This window comes from Mesorhizobium sp. M2A.F.Ca.ET.067.02.1.1, from assembly GCF_004023285.1.
Lineage (GTDB): Bacteria > Pseudomonadota > Alphaproteobacteria > Rhizobiales > Rhizobiaceae > Mesorhizobium.
On the sequence record NZ_RZSB01001259.1, the window covers coordinates 1 to 882 of the forward strand.

An 882-nucleotide genomic window follows, 5' to 3' on the forward strand; every position below is an offset into this window, starting at 1 on the left:
GCTTGAGCGTGCCGGCTGGCGGCGCGACGATGTCGATCTCGTCGTGCCGCATCAGGCGAGCCCGTTTGCGCTTGCGCATATGGCGCGCCAGACCGGCTTTGCGCCGCAAAAGCTGGTCGACATCTCTGCCCGCTTCGGCAACCAGATCGCCGCGTCCATGCCCTTCGCGCTCGACGTTGCGCGCCGCGACGGCCGCGTGGCGTCCGGCATGAAGCTGCTCTTTCTCGGTACGTCCGCCGGCGTCTCCTTCGGCGGCATGGCGCGTGGAGGTCTGAGCGATGGCCGTCCTCGTCACCGGCGCCAGCGGGTTCCTGGGCTCCCATGTGCTCGAGCGGCTGGCCGCTTCCGGCACGCTGGCGCTCGGGCTCGGCCGCGATGAAACGCGCTGCGCCGCGCTCGAAGCGGCCGGCCATCGCATCATCCGTCACGATTTGGCGCAGCCGCTCGATGCCGCCCTCGACCCCAGGCTGGGCAGGGTCGAGCGGATCATCCACTGCGCGGCGCTTTCGTCGCCCTTCGGACGCCTCGCGGATTTCGAGGCGGCCAATGTCACGGCAACGCGCAATCTTGTCGGATTCGCCAGACGGCAAGGCGTCAGCCGTTTCGTCCACATCTCCAGCCCGTCCGTCTGCTTCGCCTTCCGCGACCAGCTCGGTCTCACCGAGGATGCGGCCTTGCCGCAGCCGGTCAATCACTATGCCCGCACCAAGTGCGAGGCCGAAAAGATCGTGCTCGGCGAGCCCGATATCCATCCTATGGTGCTGCGGCCGCGCGGCGTCTACGGCAAGGGCGATCGGGCGTTGCTGCCGCGCCTGATCAAGGCGGCAAGGAGCCGGCCACTGCCGCTGTTTCGCGACGGCCGGGCGGCCATCGACCTCACTT

General features: G+C 68.8%; 2 protein-coding genes. Both read left to right on the forward strand.

Annotated features, from left to right (window positions below):
• Nucleotides 1–43 precede the first annotated feature (43 nt).
• Nucleotides 44–379, forward strand: coding sequence for a 3-oxoacyl-[acyl-carrier-protein] synthase III C-terminal domain-containing protein (locus EOA28_RS37170; protein WP_245501702.1), 336 nt, complete (start codon nucleotides 44–46; stop codon nucleotides 377–379).
• The coding region (locus EOA28_RS37175; RefSeq protein WP_148671180.1) for an NAD(P)-dependent oxidoreductase at nucleotides 279–882 on the forward strand (604 nt) is incomplete at its 3' end. The genes EOA28_RS37170 and EOA28_RS37175, both read left to right, overlap by 101 nt.